Source organism: Paenibacillus sp. MER TA 81-3, assembly GCF_023713585.1.
GTDB lineage: Bacteria > Bacillota > Bacilli > Paenibacillales > Paenibacillaceae > Paenibacillus_B > Paenibacillus_B profundus.
In genome coordinates this window covers 312259-327558 of the sequence record NZ_JAMAWB010000002.1, presented here as the reverse complement: position 1 = coordinate 327558, position 15300 = coordinate 312259, and the positions used below count along the sequence as shown (strand labels likewise).

General features: G+C 42.0%; 19 protein-coding genes and 6 pseudogenes. 15 read left to right on the top strand and 10 right to left on the bottom strand.

Translation table 11 applies throughout. The features are described from left to right. The first annotated feature begins 123 nt into the window (after positions 1-123). Entirely contained in the window at positions 124-471 is a 348-nt protein-coding gene (locus M3650_RS03830; protein WP_311295015.1) for a GNAT family N-acetyltransferase, read from the top strand. On the opposite strand, the pseudogene M3650_RS03825 reads toward M3650_RS03830, so the two are convergent. After that, positions 439-658 (bottom strand): annotated as a pseudogene (locus M3650_RS03825) (nitroreductase family protein); the annotation flags it as partial. The gene M3650_RS03830 and the pseudogene M3650_RS03825 overlap by 33 nt on opposite strands. Before the next feature lie 30 nt (positions 659-688). Further along, positions 689-1273, bottom strand: a complete 585-nt coding sequence (locus tag M3650_RS03820; protein WP_251572502.1) for an MFS transporter — start codon at positions 1271-1273, stop codon at positions 689-691. Between the two features lie 21 nt (positions 1274-1294). Here M3650_RS03820 and M3650_RS03815 point away from each other — a divergent pair, with 21 nt between their 5' ends. Further along, positions 1295-2533: an ISL3 family transposase gene (locus M3650_RS03815; RefSeq protein WP_251572500.1), complete on the top strand. Its 1239-nt coding sequence runs from the start codon at positions 1295-1297 to the stop codon at positions 2531-2533. A gap of 141 nt (positions 2534-2674) precedes the next feature. On the opposite strand, the pseudogene M3650_RS32485 reads toward M3650_RS03815, so the two are convergent. Beyond that, a pseudogene (locus M3650_RS32485) lies at positions 2675-2860 on the bottom strand (MFS transporter); the annotation flags it as partial. Between the two features lie 53 nt (positions 2861-2913). On the opposite strand from M3650_RS32485, the gene M3650_RS03810 reads away from it, so the two are divergent. The 5 genes and pseudogenes from M3650_RS03810 to M3650_RS03790 all read left to right on the top strand — a co-directional run bounded on the left by M3650_RS03810 (position 2914) and on the right by M3650_RS03790 (position 5198). Continuing rightward, entirely contained in the window at positions 2914-3315 is a 402-nt protein-coding gene (locus M3650_RS03810) for a LysR family transcriptional regulator substrate-binding protein (RefSeq protein WP_251572498.1), read from the top strand. 211 nt (positions 3316-3526) lie between these two features. Continuing rightward, on the top strand, positions 3527-4003 hold the full coding sequence (locus M3650_RS03805; protein WP_251572496.1) for a hypothetical protein: 477 nt from the start codon (positions 3527-3529) through the stop codon (positions 4001-4003). Positions 4004-4111: 108 nt separating this feature from the next. After that, positions 4112-4294, top strand: a pseudogene (locus M3650_RS03800) (hypothetical protein); the annotation flags it as partial. Continuing rightward, positions 4274-4600 (top strand): helix-turn-helix domain-containing protein, encoded by a 327-nt coding sequence (locus M3650_RS03795; RefSeq protein ID WP_311295020.1) that lies wholly within the window; start codon positions 4274-4276, stop codon positions 4598-4600. The pseudogene M3650_RS03800 and the gene M3650_RS03795, both read left to right, overlap by 21 nt. Positions 4601-4781: 181 nt before the next feature. Then, a complete protein-coding gene (locus M3650_RS03790) occupies positions 4782-5198 on the top strand; it encodes a DUF1259 domain-containing protein (protein WP_251572494.1) in 417 nt (138 codons plus the stop codon). A 218-nt stretch (positions 5199-5416) separates the two neighbouring features. On the opposite strand, the gene M3650_RS03785 is transcribed toward M3650_RS03790, so the two are convergent. Both M3650_RS03785 and M3650_RS03780 read right to left on the bottom strand, forming a co-directional pair. Continuing rightward, positions 5417-7024, bottom strand: a complete 1608-nt coding sequence (locus tag M3650_RS03785; protein ID WP_251572492.1) for a GMC family oxidoreductase — start codon at positions 7022-7024, stop codon at positions 5417-5419. Between the two features lie 621 nt (positions 7025-7645). Continuing rightward, entirely contained in the window at positions 7646-8542 is an 897-nt protein-coding gene (locus tag M3650_RS03780) for a LysR family transcriptional regulator (protein WP_251572490.1), read from the bottom strand. A 120-nt stretch (positions 8543-8662) separates the two neighbouring features. Here M3650_RS03780 and M3650_RS03775 point away from each other — a divergent pair, with 120 nt between their 5' ends. After that, on the top strand, positions 8663-9283 hold the full coding sequence (locus tag M3650_RS03775) for a histidine phosphatase family protein (RefSeq protein ID WP_251572488.1): 621 nt from the start codon (positions 8663-8665) through the stop codon (positions 9281-9283). A gap of 72 nt (positions 9284-9355) precedes the next feature. On the opposite strand, the gene M3650_RS03770 is transcribed toward M3650_RS03775, so the two are convergent. Continuing rightward, positions 9356-9937: an NAD(P)H-dependent oxidoreductase gene (locus M3650_RS03770; RefSeq protein ID WP_251572486.1), complete on the bottom strand. Its 582-nt coding sequence runs from the start codon at positions 9935-9937 to the stop codon at positions 9356-9358. A gap of 141 nt (positions 9938-10078) precedes the next feature. On the opposite strand from M3650_RS03770, the gene M3650_RS03765 reads away from it, so the two are divergent. Next, the gene (locus M3650_RS03765) at positions 10079-11149 is read left to right on the top strand and encodes an AraC family transcriptional regulator (protein ID WP_251572484.1); all 1071 of its coding nucleotides are present in this window, start codon (positions 10079-10081) and stop codon (positions 11147-11149) included. Positions 11150-11369: 220 nt separating this feature from the next. Here the strand turns inward: M3650_RS03765 and M3650_RS03760 are convergent, their stop codons facing one another. After that, complete coding sequence (locus M3650_RS03760) at positions 11370-11528, bottom strand: hypothetical protein (protein WP_251572482.1); 159 nt, start codon at positions 11526-11528, stop codon at positions 11370-11372. Between the two features lie 64 nt (positions 11529-11592). Between M3650_RS03760 and M3650_RS03755 the strand changes: the two genes are divergently transcribed. The 5 genes and pseudogenes from M3650_RS03755 to M3650_RS03740 all read left to right on the top strand — a co-directional run bounded on the left by M3650_RS03755 (position 11593) and on the right by M3650_RS03740 (position 13733). Continuing rightward, positions 11593-12117 (top strand): alpha/beta hydrolase, encoded by a 525-nt coding sequence (locus tag M3650_RS03755; RefSeq protein ID WP_251572480.1) that lies wholly within the window; start codon positions 11593-11595, stop codon positions 12115-12117. Positions 12118-12193: 76 nt separating this feature from the next. Continuing rightward, complete coding sequence (locus M3650_RS32480; protein ID WP_369011082.1) at positions 12194-12469, top strand: alpha/beta hydrolase; 276 nt, start codon at positions 12194-12196, stop codon at positions 12467-12469. Further along, positions 12417-12728 carry a hypothetical protein gene (locus M3650_RS03750; RefSeq protein WP_369011081.1) on the top strand — a complete coding sequence of 104 codons (312 nt, stop codon included), beginning with the start codon at positions 12417-12419 and terminating at the stop codon, positions 12726-12728. Before M3650_RS32480 ends, M3650_RS03750 begins: the two co-directional genes overlap by 53 nt. A 217-nt stretch (positions 12729-12945) precedes the next feature. Continuing rightward, a pseudogene (locus tag M3650_RS03745) lies at positions 12946-13035 on the top strand (GNAT family N-acetyltransferase); the annotation flags it as partial. Positions 13036-13118: 83 nt separating this feature from the next. Further along, the gene (locus M3650_RS03740; protein ID WP_251572477.1) at positions 13119-13733 is read left to right on the top strand and encodes a rhomboid family intramembrane serine protease; all 615 of its coding nucleotides are present in this window, start codon (positions 13119-13121) and stop codon (positions 13731-13733) included. A 70-nt stretch (positions 13734-13803) separates the two neighbouring features. Here the strand turns inward: M3650_RS03740 and M3650_RS32475 are convergent, their stop codons facing one another. Beyond that, entirely contained in the window at positions 13804-13917 is a 114-nt protein-coding gene (locus M3650_RS32475) for a helix-turn-helix domain-containing protein (protein WP_369011089.1), read from the bottom strand. Positions 13918-14015: 98 nt separating this feature from the next. Here M3650_RS32475 and M3650_RS03735 point away from each other — a divergent pair, with 98 nt between their 5' ends. After that, on the top strand, positions 14016-14228 hold the full coding sequence (locus M3650_RS03735; RefSeq protein ID WP_251572475.1) for a hypothetical protein: 213 nt from the start codon (positions 14016-14018) through the stop codon (positions 14226-14228). A gap of 63 nt (positions 14229-14291) precedes the next feature. Here M3650_RS03735 and M3650_RS03730 read toward each other — a convergent pair. Together M3650_RS03730 and M3650_RS33085 are read right to left on the bottom strand one after the other, a co-directional pair. Then, a pseudogene (locus M3650_RS03730) lies at positions 14292-14396 on the bottom strand (IS3 family transposase); the annotation flags it as partial. Positions 14397-14543: 147 nt separating this feature from the next. Then, positions 14544-15164: pseudogene (locus tag M3650_RS33085) on the bottom strand (transposase); the annotation flags it as partial. Positions 15165-15300: the final 136 nt, after the last annotated feature.

Sequence of the window (15300 nt, the reverse complement as noted above, 5' to 3'; positions counted from 1 at the left end):
CATTTCATGGAAAATTTCATTCTTTAGTAAATCTAGATGACAAAGATATTGTAGCGTTATTAGATGAAACTTGGACTAATGATTCAAATCATTTAGCAGAAAAACCAACGCTAATCAAGGAAAATGGAAAAACGATTTGGATTCATGAATGTATGTAAGTTTTTTATTGGAATGGGAGTTCTCAATTACCAACCACAAGAGAAGGAATGTTATATTGAGCACATTGCGATCCATTCCAGTTACCACAATAAAGGAATTGGTAGATTACTTCTCGCATGGTCTAAAGATTTCGTTCTTAATCATGCTGAATTTGAGAGATTAACTTTATATGTGTCTGACAATAATAAAAATGCGATTCATTTATATGAAAAGATGGGGTTTTATATCGAAAAATCAAACTATAACTTTATAAGTGGTCTTTTCTTTAAAGAATTGAGGCCATGCTTCTTTAATCGCATCGTCAATAAGTAGATTATAGTGTTGTAACGAAGCACCTATGTCTTCGACAGCTAATGCTGTCCAGACGGAATACTGGGCAATACGATATCATCAGCGTATCTTCTACAATGTCCCACAATTTAATATGATGCTTACCAATGAGGACAACAGCACGAGATGATTGTGAGTTAAAAGCTGATGGGCTGTATTTCCCAGCATTTATTTAATAGTTGATATTTTGTTTCCTATCTTAAAAATAGTAAAAATCATTAAAAATGTAGTCCATTATGACTATCAAGGCAGGAGTAAAGTTGTCAAAAACATCTGCAGTGAGACCGAATAACATAGGGCCAATGGATCCAAACATAAATCCTCCAAATTGCATCATAGCAGACCAAGATGTTGCTTCTTCCTCACTATTAGCCTCTTCAATAGGAATGAGTAGAGCTAAAGGAAAAAGACCACCAGCTCCAATTCCTAAAAATATAGTAGCTATCCAAGGGAGAGAATGTCCCATTAACAAGCTAATTCCTATTAATTCCGACAGACTACATACAAGTAACCAAGTTTTGCCACCACCTATTTTGCTAACGAGTACGGGCATTAAAAAACTTACAGGTATTTGTATAGCTGTAAACAGGGTGAGAATTAAACCAGATTGAGAATGGCTCATACCCATTGATTGTACAAGCGGTGCTAACCAAGCTGTTATAGAATAAAAAATGGCTGCCATGCAACCAAAAAATAACATAAATAAATAAAGGCTCAATCCAAAACATAGTGCTTGAATAATAGAAAAACATCTGAACATTCCGTAAGATGGTTGTGCGACCAATCCAACTGTGAGGAATGACAGATGCACAATCAGTATACCGATTTTTTACTCCGACTGCCAGATGTAAAAACAAAACAAGTCTTGGAAATCAATGAAAGCACCCTCCATATCGAAGTAACTCCCATCGCTGTGAGACAAGCCTGTCCATGTTGCCAATTAACGGAGCACGTCATCCGTAAAGGACAGAATCGGGTTCGCCGAATTCGTCATCTGGGAGTTGGAGGGCAAAAAATCTATCTTCTCGTTCCTGCCATCCGACTGTTCTGCAAGTCCTGTGATTGCGGGTTCGTCTGGAATTATTCCTTTGTTGATCCAGGGAAGCGATATACGAAAGCCTTTGAACAGCAAGCACTTCAGACGGCACGTGTGGCTACGGTCAAACAAAGCGCAGAGCTTCATTTCCTGCCAAACAGCACCCTTCATCACAAGCATGAGCAGTGGCTAGCCATCGAAAGTAAACGCCTGCAAAAGCAAGGATGGAAAGAAGCTGCTTCTATGTCCAAGCTTGTTCTGGGGATTGACGATTTTGCCATTCGAAAAGGACACACCTACAATACGGGCATTCATAACTTACGCGGCGAAACGCTACTGGACATTTTGCCTGGTCGAAAGCTGGATGAACTGCGGATCTATGCAAAGCAGAGTCCTGCTTTTTTAGCGCTGCGTCCCGTGGCTGTTGTGATGGATTTAGCTCCGTATTACCACACTTGGATTCGAGAATGTTTTCCTGAAGCCATCCGTGTGGCTGACCGTTTTCATGTGCAGCGGTATGTCGTAGAGGCGGTTCAATCGATTCGCAAATCGATCACCCCTACCCTAGCTCCACAAGCGAAAGCACATCTTAAGGCAAAGCATCGCCTTCTGAATCCTCGTGTGGAATCCTTGTCTGTTGAAAAGCAGGAGGAACTACGAGACATACTGGGATATTCCGCTTTGCTGAAGCAAGCTCACGCTTGGAAAGAAAGTTTCAGTCGATGGTACGATTACTCACCAAATGAACATACCGCCAAGCAATGGCTGCATCACTGGCTCGTTCAGGGCAAACAAATTCAACATCCGGCGATTATGCTTTGTTTGAAAACCATTAAAAATTGGAAAACCGAGATCCTGAATTACCATCGTTGTCGCTGGACGAACGCTGCGGTTGAGGGGCGAAACAACCGAATAAAAGCTTTTCAGCGTAGGCACTATTTTACTCGAAACCGCGAACGTTACGTGCAAGGTCTTCTCGTAGAATGCAACTACGCGCATTATGGTTAAAATTGAATCAAGCACTAACTTTGGGATTGAGCCTAAATAAACACGTTTATTCGTTATACGTAAAGACGGAATAGCCATCACCGTTTTATTCGTTTTTCCTTTTCTTAAAAGGGGGAGAAGTAATAAAGCGGCGATAAAAGCTAAAATACTCCAGAAACTTAATGCATGCTGCCAGGAGCCCTTCAATTTTTGGAATAACGGTACAGATAAGCTAGATGCAATCGCTGCACCAATTACCATGGAGACAGAATAAACGCTTGTTACACTAAGCTTTTCAGGGAAATACTTCTTTATAAATCCTGAAATTAATGGCTCGGTAATACCGATGCCAATACCAGAACATAATGCTGCAGCGAGTAGGAGTATACTGCTGTTAATGAATGCCCGAAAGAATAGGTAGTCTTTATGTTCATAAAGAACATGAACTAGCCGAGCAGGATATTATTTCTCCTACAGATTTGAGCAATATTCCCTTAGTTATGTATCCTAAGGGTTTCTATGGACGTGAATTAATTGATACGTGGTGCGAAGAACAAGAGGTATCTATCGAGGCAATTATGGAAACAGGATCAGCTACTTCTTTGTTTCAGCTTGTGAAAGAAGGAATCGGGGCTACAATTCAACCAAGTCAATTGATTGAAAGTTTTCAATCGTTAGGCATTCGTGCAATTCCGATCAAGGGCTCACCTATTAGAGATTTAGAAATATTTTATCGAAATGATAAATATGCAAGTTTAGCCGCTGAAACATTCATGAAAAGGCTAGAGGTGTTTTTTTCATAACACCTTATAATATAGGAATGTATTATTTCATTTCAGGCCTTTTGAATAACCAAATTATGTAACATAAGAAAGCCCCTGTTGAACATTCGAATAAATTGTTCGATTCTTAAATGCCATTCAATGGGTATTCGACCAAGATCAAGTAAACCTATAAAACGTGCAAAAGACAAAGTTGTATGGAATTACTAAAACATTAGAAAGAGGATATTTTATGAATCAGACTATTTTCAATTCTTTTGTAAATACTGCCCATAGACTAAACAAAGATTTTCATATTACACCATTACTTTACGGTTCGTTAGGTCTTGAGATTTTAACTGGAATTGAGTTTTCTCCAGAAGATATTGATGTGCTTATACCAGAGGTATTCTTAACCTCGCAATGGGATGAGTTTAAGGAAAAAATGGAGAGCTACGGATATCAATTAATAAATTTAGAAGAACATGAGTTCGTAAAAGTCAATTATCGGATCGCATTTGCAAGTTTCGAAGAACTAAGAGAATTTGCTGGTATTGATTTAGAAGCAATTGAGATAGTAAACCATGAAGGGACATGTTATAAGTTGCTGAACTTAGAACAATACTTGAAAGTCTACAAAAGATCTTCAATGGATGGATATCGAAAGACGAAGAAAAACGATAAAGACACTAATAAAATTCATTTGATCGAAACCTTATTGAAGAAGTAACATCAATGTAAGCATAACATTGACGCTGTGTGGTATAACCCCTTGGAAATAAAATCCGTGAAACCATATACAAAGCATGCCTATATGGACTAGAAAGGAGTTGGATAGATGAACAAGATAACTTGGAATAGAGAGAAACTGTGGCAAGGGTGTGTATTGGCTTCAATCGCTCACGCAATCAACGTTGCACACTATCCTGAATTTGTTCACGAACAATCTTGGGACGGCTTCAATTATAGCGTACAGGATAGTTCTGGCACACGGGGAACAATAACATTCCATCCTAGCTACTTAGCTATTCGCGAGTTAGCCAAGCAGGTCGGAATGAATGAATGCAAGCTGAAAAAGGGATTCCGTGAAAGGTTCGGCATGACGATCTTCGAGCTTGTGCGTCAAAAACGGATGGAGAAAGCGCTCTGGTACATGGAAGTAGAGCGTTTGAACGTGGGGGAAACGGCTGTGTCGGTCGGCTATAGCAATGCCAGCAATTTCACGACGACCTTCCGCAAGCTTCATGGCTGCAATCCCAGCGAATATTTAAAGCGCATCGACCAACTGGATTTGGAGCGGCACAGGCTGCAGAATAGTTTGGAATAGCAGAAAGCTATAAGGAGAGTTCTCTATGAAAAGAAGCGGGAGCTTGGCAGACAGCTTTCTTCTGTATCTTCTCACTCCGGGAATGGGAAAAAAAACCGAAAAATCAGTGTTCCTAGGCATTCACATAAACAACTTCCTCTAGTCGATAATACAATGTCTCAAACCCAAGAGGAGGTTTATCATGGCGAATGTAAAAGTAAGCCCGCGATTCCAAAGATTATGCAACCAATTTGCCACAATTTTAGGCGGGGAACATGAAATTGATCCAGGACCCGTTTGTTTTGTCAGCCGGGCCAGAAGACTGAAAGCGACCATTTTAGGAAGACGCACAACTTCACCTTTGGTTCGTTATCAGCTGTTCTCGTTCGAATCCCTTGATAGGGAGGGACGCGCGCTCTGCTTAGGTGAAACCGCGTTGTTTCAAAACCAGGCCAACCGATTAATTCGCAATCTGCAAAGAAATGGTATCACGGTAACGGCCCTTCATAATCACTGGCTGAATGAGAGACCTCGATTAATGTATATCCACTGGGAGTCCATTGACAACCCAATCGCATTTGCCAGGAAAACGAAAGCGTCTATTGCCTTCTTGGGCTAACCATAACCCTAAACGAAGGGGTGCTTGGTAGGAAAAACGGTATTGCGAAAGGTTAATCATGTTGAGGCATTCCCCACGAAGTAAAGCAAGCTTCTGCAGCTTATTCCAATTACTTTGTGGGGATCCCTGCAACTACCGCTGCTTTGAACCAGGATGTCAATTACATAAAGGGAATAGATGGAAATCAGACGTCCCGATATGCCTGCTCCGCAATCGAATCATTCTTCTTCCCATTCCATGCTTCGTAAGTGAGGGGCTTTTTTTCGTAATTGCCTGGCAATCGTATAACCAATGAGGAACGCAGCGGCTGAAGTGTTGCCGTCTACCGTAAATGGAATGATCGAAGCATCGGCAACGATTAAATCTTTCACCCCATGCACCTTTCCTAAGCGATCGACGACTCCGCCTTTATTTAATGGGGCCATCCGGAGAAAACTTTGTTGGTGATGATTATGATCGAAATTGTCCTGAATAAACTTCTCTAGCTTTAAGTCATCCTCTATAACATCAAGCGTTGGCGATATGAGCCGATAAGAAGAATCAATCCGAGCCAGTTCCAATGCGATATCCTTTATATATATTTTGTAAATGTTTTTTACTGCTTCCATGTCACTCGGATCAGCGAGAAATCCTTCATCGGCCAGCACGATTTTAAGCGGATCCTTATTTTGGATTTTGATCGTTCCGCGACTCTTCGGTCGCAAAAAAAGAATCGCCAAGGTTAACATTCCATCGGAACCGATACCGATCAGTTGCACCGAACGACGAGTTGGAGCTGATCCATTAGGGTTAGGCAAAAAGGCTCCGCCTGTATAAAGAGCGCTCGGATCGTTGGAAGGCAGTGCGCGATCATTGTGGTTGGTTGTAAAAACGGCGAAATTTAAGGTGTGATTTTTCAACCTCCTCCCTACGTGTGGATTATGAAAGATGACGGGGATCTCTGCTTCTTTTAGCGATTTAGCCGGCCCGATTCCGGATAACATTAAAAGCTGAGGGCTGTTGATTCCTGCTGAAACAATCACTTTTTTTCGTGAATAAGCCCGGACGCATTTTCCTTCTTTTAAAAATTCCACTCCAATTGCCCGCTTGCGGGAAAAAAGAATTCGAAGAGCAGTTGTATCAAAGAAAACGGTAAGTTTTCGGCCGCGAACGCCCCGACCTGTCGGCGTCATGATTTCCGGAGAAAGGAAAGCTGTTGAAGAACTTTCCCTTTGACCATTTGGTTTTTGATATAATTGCCAGCGGGTAAAGGGACCCAGAGGAGTATCAGGATCATTATAGTCAAGAATCCGGGGAAAACCGGTAGCTTGCTCAATCGCTTCCGTCAGTTTGTCCGCCATGGATGTTGGAACGGCCGGTGCTTGCCTGATGTCTATTCGTCCATGAAACCCGTGTGCCGCAGGATTATCGGTTTCTCCATTGTACTTTTCTAATCGTTTAAACCGCCGAATGGCCCTCTCGGGGGACCAAAGAGGACCCAGCAACCTTTCCCATTCTTGAAACACGGCTGATGTCGGTCGTACATACTGCTCCCCGTTGATGGAAGAACCGCCACCCAAGAGGCGGCCCGTGGTCCATTCGAATACCCGATCATCAAGTCCCGCTTGAGGAACGCCTTCCCCTTGCCAAAAGTAATTGGGGAAAAATCTTTCCTCAAGTTCCGGAGCAAAGACAGAGTCCCTAATCGGTTCATCTTTATCGTTATTATCACCCGCTTCTAAAACAAGCACAGACGTTTTTTTATTATCCGTAAGAGTCTTTGCGATGACAGCACCTGCCGGACCTGTGCCAATAACAATGTAATCAAAAGTTAATTCCCTTTTCATCCAAGCTCTCCTTTTTAAAATAGACTAATGTAGAATATTACTTTGTTCTGTCCGGTGTGCCTATCTCATCATCCTTTTCGATTTGCTGAAATCGAGTCGAAAGCCCACACCAATTGCCTAACAATTACATATCTGTATTAGGTAAATAACTGTCAACGGGATCGTAAACCAATTTCCAAATGCTTTTATGTAAATAATCCATATTCATCAAACATGTCTGGGCAGTAGGACATGTTTTTTTATTGAGATAAGCAACCAGAGCAAATCGTTTATTTTAAAAAAAGTCAATAGACAATTAGCCAATTGAGACATTCGCACATATGGTATGGAGTAGATGATGCCGTAGAAAGGAGCTTAGGTAGGAACGATACGTAATATCCCATGCTTTACCTGCCCTTTAAGAAAAACGGTGGTATTCCGAAAGAAATTGTCCTTGATTTACTTTTCACTAAATGCAATATTTAATCCAATAGTTCCTAGTAACGAACCTTGAATATAGTTTAATTACAAACAAATTGGTCTGGGCCAGGCATTAAAGTAAGAAGAACGGCCACCCCCAGAAAAGATAAGACGGATAGTAAGTCCACTTTCATCAGCTCCTATATGTTTATTTCATAAGCGTCATTTTAGGGGAAGGTTTTCACGAATCATTGATATAAATTCTTTAACAAAGGGTTCGTATTTTTCATGTTTACGCGTACATAATGCAATGGTGTTGATGGGGGACAGCTCATCTACATAAACTTTTGCAAGCTCTCCTCGCTTAACAAATTCACAGGCTGCTAAAGATGAGATAAAACTTGCTCCGTAACCGGAGCTTACAGCGTGAATCGTCTCGTTCAGCCCGCTAAATTGAAGCGCTACTTTAGGCGGTTGAACCATGTTGGTCTTACACAGTGCGAACAACCTCTCCCTAGTCGCGCTTCCTTCCTCCCTCATAATAAAAGGCTCTGTCATCATTTGACTAAAGGTGATATGCTGATTCGCATACTTGTGGTCAGGGGCGACCACAAACCAAACTTCGTCTTTGTAAAGCTCCTCCCACTCAACTTCATCGGGGTAAAATTTTGGTTCTCCTCCACATATGGCGATATCTGCTGCATAATTCACAAGTTGATCAAGAACAATCTTCGAATTAGCTGTTGTAATCGTTACCTCTATTTCTGCATGATTGCTTTTGAATTTGGCGGCCCATCTTGGAATAAGAAAACTCGTTGCCAAATACGTTCCAACGACACGTAATTTACCACTTTTATGACTTCGATAATCTTCTAGGATAGACTCGATCTGATCTTCCAAAGTAAATAATCTTCTAGTCGGATCTATTAGTTTTTGTCCAACAGAAGTAAGTGCTACTCCTCTTCCTTTGGGTTCAAACAAGACAACATTTAATTCTTTCTCAAATTTCTTGATCTGGGCAGTAATAGCCGGTTGGCTTATTTTAAGTTTGCTTGCTGCTTGGGTAACGCTTCCCGTCAATGCAACCGTGTAGAATATCTTTAGAGCATGTAAATTCATAAAGGGTACTCCATTTTATATAATTTTTAATTATGAATGATGTTTAAAATATATTTTTATTATATATTTTTCAATAGTATACTCTGGACAACAACTTGTGTAAATATGGAGGGCAATGCGATGACTGAGACTATTTTATATTTGACCAGACACGGACAGACGGAGTGGAATGTAGACAAGAGAATGCAAGGGCATAAGGATTCACCTCTTACAAGCTTAGGAGTTCTTCAAGCAGAATGGTTACAAAAGAGATTAATAACAATACCATTCGATGCGGTATATTCTAGTTCCAGCCCTCGGGCATTGATAACAGCTCAGATTGCAGCCGGGAGTAACCATGCGACTATCGTGCCCATGGATGAATTAAAAGAAATAAATATGGGACTGTGGGAGGGACAACGTATAGAATTCATACAGGAGCATTATGCTCAAGAGTACTTTGATTTTTTCAACAAACCTCATCTATACCAGCCAACAGGCTCTGGAGAAACTTATATGCAGTTGATGAACAGAGTGATACCCGCTATAGACGGCATCTTATCAAAACATCAGGGAGAAAAGGTGCTGATTGTTACTCACAGATTAACCTTAAAGACAATCATGGGCTACTATGGGAATAAAGAATTATATGAACTTTCAGGTTTATCGGATATTGAACCGACTAGTCTATGTAAGATTTCAGTGAAGGAGAATGTTCCATCGATTGAAATGTACGGGGATACGTCTCATTATCAAAATTAACAGTTCGTGAGAGTTTAGCGCTGACGGTTTCGCAATAACAAAGGGCACCCATAATGATTGGGTGCTCTTCATTTATGCCAATTTTGAGCCTAGTTTTTGAATTTGTGCTAACCACTTTTCGCGCATTTGATCCGTTGATGTCCTAACCGGTCCGAGTTCAGTAATACGAACAGGGCTGATTCCGCTAAAATTCAGGATGGCACGCTTCATGATGTGATGACCTGCCTGCTTGTATACGAAACGGTTATACCAAGAAGGGGTATCCATTGTTACGATTAGACGGGCTGACTTACCTTTTAACAGTTTATCTATAAATATGGAATTTGGACGATATTTGTATGCGAAACCAGGCAAAAATATTCGGTCGATAAACCCTTTCAGAACCGCAGGCATCGCGCCCCACCAAGTCGGATAGACGAATACCAGGTGATCGGCCCAACGGATTGTCTCTTGCGCATTCAACAGATCTATCTCGAGTTCCATTCTGTGAGAGTAGCCGTACTTTAGATTAGGGTCAAAGTTCATTTTACTCAAATTAATGATACGTACATGCGCCCCGCTTTCGGTCGCTCCTTTCGCATAAGCCGCAGCTAAACCGGCGCAAAAACTTTCAGAGTAAGGATGTCCCATGATGATTGCAATATTCGACTTCATTCATTTTCCTCCTGCTTGCCAGATGATGTTTGACTTGCCACACAAGTGAAATATAACGTTATAACATATAAGCTATCGTGATATGATAGTGGTGAACGAAAGACGCTATGTATATAATAAGCTGCGCGAAGATGCATAAAAATGATGAAAGGCGCAAAAAACATAAGGTTTTATGCAAATGCGGGAGGGCAGTTACTATTGAATCATTATGACGTACCGGTTTCCCAGATTTATCCCATTATAAAAACTCTTGTGCTTCAAGGTTATGATGTCGATGTTTTTTGTAAATATGCTGCGTTTGATGCGAATTTGCTCCAGAATGCTGAAGCTCGAATTTCGGCGGAGGAATTTGAAAGATTAATTGAATCGGCCTCAGCCTTCACACAGGACGAAGCATTTGGATTACACCAAGGGCAGACTATAGAAATTTCTGATTTAGGCGTTTTGGGATATGTGATGGTGAACTCCAAAACTATCGGTCAAGCTTTGGAAGCCTACCAAAGATATAACGTCACTGTGTGCAGTGTATACAACATCGGGTGGGAAGTAGAGCGGGACGATGTCTTAATGCAAGTGATTTTTCAGGATTCGCTCAGACAGACCTCGAGGCATTGTGTGGAGGAGATGGCGAGTTCTTTATACCATATCATGATTAGGTTGAGCTGTCGCTCGATCCCTGTAACAGGCATACAGTTCGCGCATGCTTCTCCATCTGACATTAGCGAACACATATCAGTGTGGGGGGTAGAGCCTCAGTTCGGAAGCGGAACAAATTGTATTCGCATGGGTAAAGAGGTTTTGGAATATCCCATTCTATTCTCTGATGCGCAGTTGTTGGGAGTTTTCGAGACCATTGCGGAAGAAACGAGAAGCAAACTTCTTCAAGGCCACATGTTTTCAGACCAACTCTACAAGTGGATCACCCAGTCTATGCCATCCTTTATTCCAACTTTAAAAGATACGGCTAAAGCGTTCAAACTGAGTGCAAGAACAGTGCAGGCAAAATTGAAGCAGGAACATACATCCTATATCCAGTTATTAAATCGAGTTCGGAAGGAGCTCGCCATACGCTATTTAACCAATCCGGAATATACAGTAGGGGAAGTCGCTTATCTTCTTCATTATTCAGAGCCGAGTGCATTCCAAAACGCCTTTAAAAAGTGGACGGGATTAACACCGGGGCAGTATCGAGCAGACTCGACAAGGGGTTAGTTGTCGGATGTATAATCGCAAAAGCATATTCAGACAACACGCGATCCGGTCTAAGATAAGAGCTATCTGAGACGCTTAATCTGCTCAATATCATCTGGCCGTTTATGACCATTACAGCAGTTGTTAAAACATCGCGGTGTACTGCGCTGATTGTATCGTGCTCTTGACAAGTTGTGTGAAACACAGTGCGGCTCCAGCGGATTTGGATATACGGGACTCCTTAGTCCTCCGGTGTCTGGTCGAGGTATAGGCGAGTCACTTCCGTATATTCGCCTTGCTCCATTTCTTTCTTGGTTGCTTTTTCTTCAAGCGGATCGTGCCCGTTCATACTAGGCGCAATCGTTGGCTCTTCTTTGTGCTTCTGTTTTTTGTTATCCATTATCATCCACGCTCCTTACTGTTAGATTTCCGAAAGGCCGAGAAATTATACCGGCATATTGGTGTTGGCCGTCACTGCTGCTTCTATCTATTTGACTAATTTGCTGCCTGCATTTTCAATGCCCGACCCGACAGGGAAATATGCAATCGGAACAATATCCCAGCATTTGACGGATGAAGCTCGTGATGAAACACTGACTGCTGAGCAAGGGGACAAGCGGGAGTTAATGGTTAATGTATGGTATCCCGTTGATTTCGATAAGGCCAAGTCGAATCCAAAAGAGAGTTATCCGTCGGAGCTTGGGGAAGCCATTAGTCTTGTGTTCGGCGTACCCAAACAGTTGTTCAGTCATGTAACCACGATTCCAACGCATGCTGTTCAAGGAGCAGAACTGTCAACGGCTGAATCAAGCTATCCAGTGCTGCTGTTCTCTCCCGGCGTCCGGTCCACTCGTTTCCAGAGCATGACCGCTGTAGAGGAATTGGTTAGTCATGGTTATATCGTAGTGGGCATCGATCATCCTTACACGTCCGCGAAGGTCTCCCTCCCTGATGGCCGGACTGCTTTCTATCAGGTAGGTCCGGAATAGCCGACGTCGGACGCCAGCGGAGATTTACGAGAGCAACATAAGTGGGGTCGGCATTCGCGCAGCGGACGCCAGGTTCGTGCTGGACACGCTCACGGAGTGGAATAAAAAAGATCCTAATCGCTTGTTCGAAAGTAAACTGGATTTGAATCGTGTTGGAATATTCGGCCATTCCTACGGTGGAGCAACGACAGCTGAGACGCTGGCGACGGACGCTGCGTTTCAAAGCAGGCGTCAGTCTAGAGGGCGGCTTCTGGGGGAATGTCGCTCATGCCGCTTTGCAGCAACCGTTTATGTATATCATGTCCGGCATCACAGCCGAGAGCTTGAATCCGACGGAGACGAAAAAGGATAAAGTGTTCTATGAGGAATTTGCCGGAGACCTGGAATCCGTCATGAAGAAGAGCCAAAATGATACGTACTATTTGACAGTTGATAAATTTTACCATCAAAGCTTCACGGATATAGCGCTTATATCACCGTCGACTTTTGCTAAAGATATGGACCCTGTGCATAATGTCGATATTACGAGGACCTATGTAAGAGAAATAGTTAGAAACCCTCAAGTGGATATGGTTATATATCCGGAAGGCTATTTGGGCTTGGAGAAATAAGTGAGCTGAATATTGACTTTGTTGCACATCCAATCGGAGTTGGGATGTTTAGTGATCAACAGTTTAATGAATGGATAAGCGAAGCTATAACTATTGCCAAAAGACATATGACAATGGTTATTGGCACAAGTCATGCAGATGGTGTTTCAAGGACAGTGATATTTCAATTCCCATCGCTTATTGCGTATGTTCTATTGGCTACTGGTTGGCTGAAGATTTTGTTAATGAAGGCACAGTTAGACAAGCTGAAAGGCTTTACGATCATTATGTATATCATGTTGTTTACGGAATGTTAAAGGAAGACTAGAGGATTAAGGAGGCACGTCTCTTTAGCCTGCCAGATGCATCGAAAAAACTAGAACGTTATATGCAATAAATTGGAGGGGTTATATGGAAGTGAACTATGGAAAAACTTTAAAGGATTATATCTTGAATTATCCGATTACGTTCTATCTAATTGCTATAAACACATGCGTCCTTATGATATCCATATTATTAGATTCCATGTATGAAATAAGAGTGTTGAAAAATTTCCTCGGCATTCATACAAATGTATTTGAGCCTTGGAGGTTTGTTACGTATGCATTTGTACATAATGGACTACAGCATTATTTTTCCAATAATTTTTTCTTTCTGATTATGGGGCCGCCTTTAGAAATAGCATTAGGAAAAGTAAGATATGTGCTGTTTATCATAACTTCTATTTTATCAACCTCATTTATTGTTTATATATTTGATTCTGCTGAGGGGGTTGTGGGTGCATCAGGGATTGGTTTTGGAATGATGGCCATATTTATCTATATTTTCGTTTTCGTCAAGAATGTCATGAGTAAGCGTTTAAAAATAGTTGTTCTTGTGTGGACTTTAATCGCTTGGGTAACGACATTTACGATTTCAGGAATAAGCATAAGTGGGCACGTCGGTGGTTTTCTTGGGGGAGCGATATTTAGTATGATCGCGTTAAACAAAGAAAAGATTGAAGAGAATTGGAACCGTAAACGATAAAGAAATGACCACAAACGAGCCGTTCCTTATCTCCCAATATTGTTTGGCCTCCATACCGTTAACACCGAATTCACGTTCTGTTCAAAACCTCGGCAATTTTCGATATACTGAGCCCCTCCGCATAATGCAGAATCATTCGTGCACGTTCTACGCTCTGATATTTTTCCGAACGGTTGTGGCTAATCGTGCATCATGCCACAACTGAATTTACACATTCCTGGTCTTATTTTATTTGTTCTACATATAATGATGGCAGATTAAATGGAAAGGAGTGATATTTCTATGGATAATGAATATAACAACGACGATGACTTGGAGAAGAAGCAAAAACGTGATGAAGCAGCTTTGGAGAAGAAAAAAAAACGTGACGAAGAAGCTTTAGAGAAGAAGCAAAAACGTGACGAAGAAGCTTTGGATAAGAAGCAAAATCGCAATGATGCCGACGAAAATACTGACGATGATACGGATGATGATACGGATGATGATTTAGATTGATAAATAAAATGTGCCTTGATCCTGTGAACTTCGACCCTAAACGTAGACGACCGAATTAAATACCTACGCAGTGAAGAGGTGGCTCCTGAATTCATCAGGAGTCATCTTATTTAATGTCCACAGGTATCTTTCTGAGTTGTAGTGCTGGATGTACTCGTTTATCATGTTTTCGGATCGTTCGGTTGATTAGCTCGAAACGCTCTGATGGTGTCAATGTTTGACCAGTTTAGCCTGCCTCTGTAGTGCGTAGAGCTTTGTTAAGAGATTATTTTCCGCTTCTAGGAGCTTGAATCTTGCCCTCGTTTTAACTTTTCCTCCGCGGCTATAGTGATCCTTGAGCACCTCACGCCAGCAGCCATAGGCGCCCTCCTGAGCGCCAACGTAGTAGAAGAGAATCTGGCGGTGTCCTTCCTCGTCGATACCCATGGCAAAGTAAATCAACTCACCACTTACCGTGCTGCGTTAGATCTTCGCGTACAGACCGTCCAGGTAAATGACGGTATACCGTTTCTGCATAGGACGTACCTGCCGGTTCTTGAAAACTTCAAACACGGTAGCGGTGATACTGACGATGGTGGGGGAGTAGTGGCTGCCAAACATGCTCTCGATAAATCGGGCGCCATCGCGGGTTCCCATGCCGCTTTTATACATCTGGATGACGGCTCCCTCCAGCCATCCGTGACGCTTGGTAAGGGCTCGAATCCTTGTGTTTGGAACTGACCGTTACGGTCATGCGGAACTTCGAACTTCTCGATATAGCCGTATTTGGTGTGCAGGCCACGGTATCCGTTGCGGCTGTTACGCTGCTCTTCCTATTTGCTCTCCATAAATTGCTTGATTACAACTTTCATGAAGGACTCCAGGAAAAATTTCACAAACTGCTATGCAACATTTTTTACATAGATTGGATATTACGTTTCCGGATAAAGTAGTTATCGAGTAGAGACCTCTCTTGGTGATCTCGTAATTCAGAGTATACCCAATTTTTTTTGTGCCTTACTAGGCTCCAATTCTTGGTACACAAACTATTATCAGAACCTTGGTTCACCACTAATTACGATACAAAAGAATT

Bases quoted from the DNA above. Each gene is read 5' to 3' on its own strand.
- M3650_RS03775 (WP_251572488.1), top strand. From the start codon at position 8,663: ATGACTGAGACTATTTTATATTTGACCAGACACGGACAGACGGAGTGG.
- M3650_RS03760 (WP_251572482.1), bottom strand. From the start codon at position 11,528: ATGGATAACAAAAAACAGAAGCACAAAGAAGAGCCAACGATTGCGCCT.
- M3650_RS03780 (WP_251572490.1), bottom strand. From the start codon at position 8,542: ATGAATTTACATGCTCTAAAGATATTCTACACGGTTGCATTGACGGGA.
- M3650_RS03810 (WP_251572498.1), top strand. From the start codon at position 2,914: ATGCCCGAAAGAATAGGTAGTCTTTATGTTCATAAAGAACATGAACTA.
- M3650_RS03770 (WP_251572486.1), bottom strand. From the start codon at position 9,937: ATGAAGTCGAATATTGCAATCATCATGGGACATCCTTACTCTGAAAGT.
- M3650_RS03790 (WP_251572494.1), top strand. From the start codon at position 4,782: ATGGCGAATGTAAAAGTAAGCCCGCGATTCCAAAGATTATGCAACCAA.
- M3650_RS03735 (WP_251572475.1), top strand. From the start codon at position 14,016: ATGGATAATGAATATAACAACGACGATGACTTGGAGAAGAAGCAAAAA.
- M3650_RS03740 (WP_251572477.1), top strand. From the start codon at position 13,119: ATGGAAGTGAACTATGGAAAAACTTTAAAGGATTATATCTTGAATTAT.
- M3650_RS03805 (WP_251572496.1), top strand. From the start codon at position 3,527: ATGAATCAGACTATTTTCAATTCTTTTGTAAATACTGCCCATAGACTA.
- M3650_RS03765 (WP_251572484.1), top strand. From the start codon at position 10,079: ATGATGAAAGGCGCAAAAAACATAAGGTTTTATGCAAATGCGGGAGGG.
- M3650_RS03830 (WP_311295015.1), top strand. From the start codon at position 124: ATGGAAAAACGATTTGGATTCATGAATGTATGTAAGTTTTTTATTGGA.
- M3650_RS03750 (WP_369011081.1), top strand. From the start codon at position 12,417: ATGTCCGGCATCACAGCCGAGAGCTTGAATCCGACGGAGACGAAAAAG.
- M3650_RS03815 (WP_251572500.1), top strand. From the start codon at position 1,295: ATGCACAATCAGTATACCGATTTTTTACTCCGACTGCCAGATGTAAAA.
- M3650_RS03785 (WP_251572492.1), bottom strand. From the start codon at position 7,024: ATGAAAAGGGAATTAACTTTTGATTACATTGTTATTGGCACAGGTCCG.